This is a genomic window from Nostoc sp., assembly GCF_036917515.1.
Lineage (GTDB): Bacteria > Cyanobacteriota > Cyanobacteriia > Cyanobacteriales > Nostocaceae > Nostoc.
This window is the reverse complement of the sequence record NZ_JBALDE010000272.1, coordinates 46005-52904: the sequence shown is the minus strand read 5'-3', so window position 1 is coordinate 52904 and position 6900 is coordinate 46005. Positions and strand designations below refer to the sequence as shown.

The following is a 6900-nucleotide window of genomic DNA, read 5'->3' as shown; positions in this document are numbered from 1 at the left end:
ACAGGAGTAAGGTTTCATTCTACAGGCACTTAGACGTTGATATACTCCATCATCCCATACTGTATTGCACTCAAGCAGGAACTGCTATATTTAATGTCATCATCTCAATTCCGGGCAATGATTGGGTAGAAGTCTACGTTAACCCCTACACAGGGGTAATTCTGGGCAACAGTCTGCATCCCAATGCTATACAGCGCTTTCTCCAGATTGTTTATGAACTCCACACCTCTTTGAAATTAGGCGATCTGGGTTTACAGATTGTCGGTGTTGTGGGCTTGATGATGTGCATTGTGGCGATCGCCGGAATTATCTTATGGCCCGGTTGGCGCAAGCTGACGGTAGGCTTCAAAATTAAATGGAATGCCCACCCCAAGCGCCTTAACTTCGATTTACATAAAGTATTTGGTATAACTACCGCCATATTTTTATTGTTCACGTTTTTCACTGGATTTGCTTGGAATTTAGGCTATGTTGACCCACTGATTCGTACCATTACCTTAAGTCCACCTCTACCTGAACTCGTTTCCCAGCCGATCGCAAATCAATCTCCTTTACCACTGAGCCAGCAGATGAAAACGGCTCAACTTGCCCTACCCAACGGAGCATTGCGAAGCATTGACTTAACGACAGACCCGAAAGCTCCTTTGCGATTGCGGATGAAGCTCCCCCAAGAGCGAGAGGAATACGGCATGAGCAATGTCTATCTGGATCGATACAGCAGTCAGGTTTTACGAGTTGAGAATTCGTTAAAGGCATCGTTAGGCGATAAGATTCTCAATTCCTTTGAGCCACTGCACTACGGTACTTTCGGCGGCTTACCTACCCGTATTCTCTACATCTTCGTTGGTCTGGCTCCGTTAATTCTATCTATCACTGGCTTTGTGATGTGGTGGTATCGCAAACGCAAGCAGAAAGATGATTATTCTCCTAAACAGAGTTATATAAACTAATTCTCAAGCAATCGGCTTTGTTTTGAAAAATACGATTAGGTGTGTGGAGTTATGACAGTTTTGCGTAGACGCTCTTAGCACTGAGGGAGTCGCAGTCTTCTCCCAAGGGGAGACGCTAAGAGCGATAGCGCAGCTTTAGCGAGTCCGCGAGCGTCTGGCGGTTCCCGTCGTTAGCGCAGCGTTAGCGACGTAGGAGCGTCTTGCGAACTCCCGAACCCAAAGGGCTTGTCGTAGACATCGCTCTATTCGTCCACCACAACAAAAGTTTTTGAAAGGCAGATTAAAAGCTAATTTTGGCTCCTTGTACTCCTAAGCGCAAATAAAGGACTGATAAGGCTTCTGGAAAACTTTTCGGTTTAATGACATTACAAAACTAAATATGTTGTAATGTATCAAAAATTCATGGGGATGCTAACGCCTAAAATAGCTGACTCTAAACTAATATTTACTTTATATAGTGTTTTCCAATAAAAGTGGGGTTAAGCTGTACCTCAGCGGCATAAAGCACAGCTTTATTTCTCCTTTCCATGAATTGCCAGAATGATTTCAATATTTACTTCACGTTACGCACCTGGGAACCGTTATAAACAACTATTGACAAAAGATGAGGGTAACAAAATATGGCTGCAAAGAAACTTTTGATGCTTGTTGGCGACTATGTAGAAGACTATGAAGTGATGGTTCCTTTTCAGGCGTTGCAAATGGTAGGACACACTGTCCATGCAGTTTGCCCTGACAAAAAAGCTGGCGATCATGTGCGGACAGCAGTTCACGACTTTGAAGGAGATCAGACTTACAGTGAAAAACCCGGACACAATTTTACTTTAAATGCGACGTTTGCAGAAGTAGAAGCCGCAACCTACGATGCCTTAGTCATTCCCGGAGGACGAGCACCAGAATATATCCGCTTGAATCAGCAGGTGCTAAAAATCACCCGTCACTTTGCCCAAACGAATAAACCGATTGCTGCCATTTGCCACGGCTTGCAGATATTGGCAGCTGCTGATGTACTGCAAGGTAAGAGATGTACTGGCTACCCTGCTTGTAGCCCAGATATCAAGAGTGTTGGAGGGATCTATGTTGATATCTCTGTCGATCGAGCAATAGTTGATGGTAACTTGGTGACAGCACCAGCTTGGCCTGCTCACCCACATTGGCTAGCAGAATTCCTTACAGTACTTGGAACTAAGATTGAACACCCAGAACTAGCTACAGTTGTGTGAGGCAAGAGACCGTATATCTCTTGATTCAAGACTTTAGAAGAGTTTCTTTACCTACTCTGCACTCCAAAAGAGCTTAGTTAATTATCAGTGGCAAAAACAAACAACTGACCTTTTAGGTGACACTCCCACGTCGCTACCGCTTTTCTATGAGACAGGATGTGTTTGCGTAGCATCTCGTACAGAAGGAAAGGCGATAGCCTCTCCCTTTAGAATAAAACCGTACTGGCTGACAACATACGACTGAAAATTATATATTTTTGAAATGGAACTAAATGCAGTATAAAATACTATTTTTTAATAATTTGCAGTAGGTTTAATTTGCCGCTACGATATCAAAAGTACAGCATCAAGACAATCTGATTTATCCGCTTAACAAGCCAGTTTTAGGACAAACTCTCAGCAGATGGAATACTTCTTTACATGAGGCGAAACAATTTGAAATTTTGCATCAATAATTTTAAATTTCTTAGCAGTAAGTGAAGCTATAGTGGATTTAGCAATGCTGCTGCTAATGTGGCTAAGGTTAGTCCTGCTGCCAAATTATGTGAAGAATAAGTTTAGAAACGCACTTCTTATCGATGACAGGCAAAAACGCAAGACATAATGCATTTCTGCGGCTAGTGTCTGGTAATGGGGCAGCTTTGGGAGCAGAATCTCGCTACTCGCTGCCCCCCAGTAAAGAAATGGTAATTGGACGCGACCCCAGCTGCCAAGTTGTCTTAGATGCCATGATGTACCGAATGGTATCTCGTCGTCATGCAGTGGTTCGTCCCCTCTCTCTATCCCCAGAGAGCAAATTTAGCTGGATGCTTTGTGACTTGAATAGTGCTAATGGCACTTACTTGAATGGACAACGCTTGTATGAATGTCAGGAATTGCACCCAGGCGATCGCATTTCTCTAGGTGCTGATGGGCCGCAATACATTTTTGAGTACGAGTATACCTCACTGACCCCGGCGACGACAGTCAACCAAGTTACACCACTACCTTCAGCGACGAACTACCACAACCACACGCAATTAAAGCAGCCAGATTCTGTTAGCTTCACCCAGCTTTTTCCGATTATTTCCACTGGTAAAGATTTAACTAGTAAAGCTTACCTCGTACCGGGAATACTAACTGTAATTTTTGTGGTACTGATGTTCGCTACAGTCGGTCGGCCGCAAGCTAATCAAGTAATTGTAGCAAGTTATATTGCCTTTGCTGCCTACTATTTTGTTTACCAACTTTGCGGGAAACAGAAGCCTTGGTGGGTGCTAATGGCTACGTCATTGGGTACAATCTTGATTTTGCTCAGTCCGCTATTGAATATATTTATTTTCGTATTTCGTGGCATCTTACCTGGAAGCTTACCCACACCCCAAGAATCTATTACCTTCACAGAGTTACTGGTGCGGATGTTTTTTGGCGCTGGGTTAATGGAGGAATTACTCAAGGTATTACCTGTACTAGGGGCTTTTGCCATCGGTAGAATGTTGTCTTCACCTTGGCGGGAACGCATCGGTATCTGGGAACCTCTAGATGGTATTCTCCTGGGAACGGCTTCTGCCGTTGGCTTCACTCTCTTGGAAACCCTCGGTCAATATGTGCCTGATATAACTCAAAATGTCACGCAACAGGTGGGTATAGGGGCTGCTGGTCAACTGGCAGGTTTACAACTGTTAATTCCGCGAATTTTAGGCTCTGTAGCCGGACACATGGCTTATAGTGGCTACCTGGGTTATTTTATCGGGTTAGCTGTCCTCAAACCTAGTAGAAGTTGGCAAATTCTGTCTATTGGTTATCTGAGTGCCTCTGCGCTCCATGCTCTCTGGAATGCTACAGGGTCAATCAATGCCTTACTGTTGGTAATTGTTGGAGTATTATCTTACGCCTTTTTGATGGCGGCAATTCTCAAAGCACGGGCACTCTCACCAACGCGATCGCAAAATTTTGCTACCCGATTTCTTGGGCCAAAATAGGGGAGTAGGAGAGACAAGCAATGCTTGAGTATTTACCTCTTGGGATAGATGGCCTAATTTGAAAATCGGCGTATTATTAACTTATTATGGGGTAAGAATATTAAATAAATCAAAAATCATTAAACTCATTTTTGCAAAAGTCTTGATTTTCAATATATCTTTGCGTCAGGGAAACCAATATCTTTGCAAAAGACACCTCTAAATAAAGTGAACGCGAAGCGTGGGTTACACGAACACAACGTGTAATGAAAATTTTTCTCTTACTCCCTAGTCCCCATTCACCATTCATAGTTTAGGTTGAGACTTGTTAAGTTCAGTAAAAGCATAAGAAGCGACCGCTAAACTAACCTTTGCTTTATCTACCTCTGATAAAGCTGTCCACTCGCTATTTTGAAGATTACTGAGTGCAGATACCGCATTTTGCGATTCGCTACTTCGCATAGCGTAAGCAAAAGGACGAGCCAAAACGATCAGATCCTCTGTTCCCCAAGCAGGTAGTATTGTTTGAACGCACTCAACCAGTTGCTCGCTGATTAATTGGCGAGCCGCAAATATCTCAGCAGCTTTGGTAGCGATGGTGTTGAGCAATATTTGGGGCACACAGGCGGAAAAATTAGTACATAGTGTTTGTTGAAGGTTAAGCACTACTGACTGTTGTCGATTATCATTATTATGGTCAGATGTAGAAGTAATACTAGACCAAAGTGTATCTAGATGCCCGTAAAAATCTTGCGATCGCCTGATTATTTCTTCGTCAAGCAAATCTTCTATTCCGAACTGTTGTTCTAGTTCCTGAAAATAAGCTTCTGATTCCTCATCACCTGGATTCCAGGGATAGTTAGCATCCTCTGGTTCTAGTAACGCTTCTAATAACTCTAAATCTACTTGAGATGGCAAAGAAGAGAAAGTGTCTAAGCCGTTGATTTTATCAGCCATATTTTCTTACCTGATGATTATTTAGTAGTATTGACAGCTACAAGTTCTCAGAGGAGATTTCCGCAAAAAAAGTTGATTTTTTCTCCAAGAAAAACAGATTTCAAAAGCTGATGCTAAAGACTCAAATTCATTTACGCAATATCTCTGCTATGAGTCTTCAATCACAAACTCCCAGGTTTCACCTCTAGCACTTCCAAACTTTAACTGCATTCCTGATTTCAAAGGGACTTCCTCTCGGAGGATTTGTTGCCAGCCATTAGGGCCTAAAAACCAAGTTGTCCCATAGGTGGAAAAATCTTGCAAGTAATAAGTTCGCCTCAGTGTAGCATCAGTAAGAGTGTTGCGGCAGAAGATTTCGGCGTGGCGTTTAGATACAGATGGTTCGGGGATGACGATATCATTATCTCTCGTGCGGCCGATGCGGGTGATTCCATAACGCAGTAACCAGGTTTTACCTTTGGGAGTGAGCGATCGCAAAGAAGCGGTTGGAAGCGAGGAACCTACATCAGGAATGGCTGTATCTGGTAGTTCCGTAATACCTTCATCCAGATTCTTAATCAGTTCGCCATTAAAATCTGGATGTAGGTAGAGAACAGGCAAAGTCCAAGCAGGTTGATTAAATTTATACAGTGTTAACAACTCTTGTCTAGCCTGTGCTACGGCTTCATCAATTGGCTTGTGCGATCGCAAAGCTTCGGTAAAAGCTTGAATAAAACTATGGCTTTCGTGGTCAGCGATTTCATCGCGCATCCCCAAAACCGCGGGTACACCATGACGAATCAATACTTCTGCTAAACTACTGGCAGGAATAGCTTGATGATTGATCGCGGCTGGTTGTGCCCCCCAACAAGCGTTGAAAACCGCTAGTTTCACACCCGTACGAGTCAATACTTGCGCCAATTCTATGCCATTGAGGGGCATATCTGGTCGCAAAAACAGTAACCCTCCATCTGGGTCTGGCAAACCATGTCCAGCATAAAAGAAAATATTGTATTCTTTGGTTTCTAATTCATCAATCAACTGTTGTGGAGTTGGTTGAATGAGTTGATTCACGACACAAGGTGCATATCTTTGGGCATTATCAGGCGTATCTGCAAGAGCTTGCTCTAAGATAGCGGCTTCTTGTTCTAGTTGCAGCTTGTGATCGTGACCTAAAACCAGCAGGATACTTAAAGCTTGGTCAGTTCGCAAATACGGTAACGCGTCAACTTCAGTGGTGGTGCGACTAAATAGCAAATCTTGCGACAAAGACATCGCCGATTGACCAGGCTTACGCTGCATAATTTCCCAAGGGAAAGCAATCAGATTCGGGTCGCGAATTTCTAGTTGAAAGCGCAAACGTGTATGCTCACCCATAGCCATACCGTGACTGCGTTCTAGACTACCAAGAATTTGCCCGTCGAATACCCACTGCCATAAATTCATTCCCAAATGTTGCATCAGACGACTGCTGTAGGGGCCAGTAGTTTGACCTGAAGGGGGTGAAATCCAATCTATAGGTAATGGGTTGACCTTTTGAGATGTTGATGGGGAAATATCTAGGCGACCATGACCAGCAAACATCTGCTGCCATTCTTGCCAGACTTGGGTTAGTTCAACAGGCCATACACAGTCATGTAAAACGTAGCCACTGGGATACGGAGCTTTGACCACCCAAATCGCGAAGTTGTCAGTGCCAGTATTTACGAGACGGGCGATCGCCAAATTCAGGGATTGCATGGATTCATTAAACTAAAAGCTAAAAAAAATAATTTCAAATAACAATTTTTTAAGGTGAAAATTTTCTACTTTTTTGACCTTGTAAGTTTTTTATGATTGTTACCTGTTATT

The 6900-nt window shown here is 43.2% G+C and carries 5 protein-coding genes; 3 read left to right on the top strand and 2 right to left on the bottom strand.

The window, feature by feature from the left end:
• The 3 genes from V7K89_RS34565 to V7K89_RS34555 form a co-directional block, all read left to right on the top strand.
• On the top strand, positions 1-950 hold a 950-nt coding region (locus V7K89_RS34565; protein WP_335195387.1), incomplete at its 5' end, for a PepSY-associated TM helix domain-containing protein.
• A gap of 620 nt (positions 951-1570) precedes the next feature.
• On the top strand, positions 1571-2173 hold the full coding sequence (locus tag V7K89_RS34560) for a DJ-1/PfpI family protein (protein WP_335195386.1): 603 nt from the start codon (positions 1571-1573) through the stop codon (positions 2171-2173).
• Between the two features lie 578 nt (positions 2174-2751).
• Positions 2752-4134 carry a PrsW family glutamic-type intramembrane protease gene (locus V7K89_RS34555; RefSeq protein ID WP_335195385.1) on the top strand — a complete coding sequence of 461 codons (1383 nt, stop codon included), beginning with the start codon at positions 2752-2754 and terminating at the stop codon, positions 4132-4134.
• A 285-nt stretch (positions 4135-4419) separates the two neighbouring features.
• Here V7K89_RS34555 and V7K89_RS34550 read toward each other — a convergent pair whose 3' ends face one another.
• Both V7K89_RS34550 and V7K89_RS34545 read right to left on the bottom strand, forming a co-directional pair.
• Positions 4420-5070 (bottom strand): hypothetical protein, encoded by a 651-nt coding sequence (locus V7K89_RS34550; protein ID WP_335195384.1) that lies wholly within the window; start codon positions 5068-5070, stop codon positions 4420-4422.
• A gap of 147 nt (positions 5071-5217) precedes the next feature.
• Positions 5218-6789: a CHAT domain-containing protein gene (locus V7K89_RS34545; protein ID WP_335195383.1), complete on the bottom strand. Its 1572-nt coding sequence runs from the start codon at positions 6787-6789 to the stop codon at positions 5218-5220.
• Positions 6790-6900 lie beyond the last annotated feature (111 nt).

Excerpts from the sequence above, each read along its gene's own strand:
- V7K89_RS34560 (WP_335195386.1), top strand. The coding sequence starts at position 1,571 with ATGGCTGCAAAGAAACTTTTGATGCTTGTTGGCGACTATGTAGAAGAC.
- V7K89_RS34555 (WP_335195385.1), top strand. The coding sequence starts at position 2,752 with ATGACAGGCAAAAACGCAAGACATAATGCATTTCTGCGGCTAGTGTCT.
- V7K89_RS34550 (WP_335195384.1), bottom strand. The coding sequence starts at position 5,070 with ATGGCTGATAAAATCAACGGCTTAGACACTTTCTCTTCTTTGCCATCT.
- V7K89_RS34545 (WP_335195383.1), bottom strand. The coding sequence starts at position 6,789 with ATGCAATCCCTGAATTTGGCGATCGCCCGTCTCGTAAATACTGGCACT.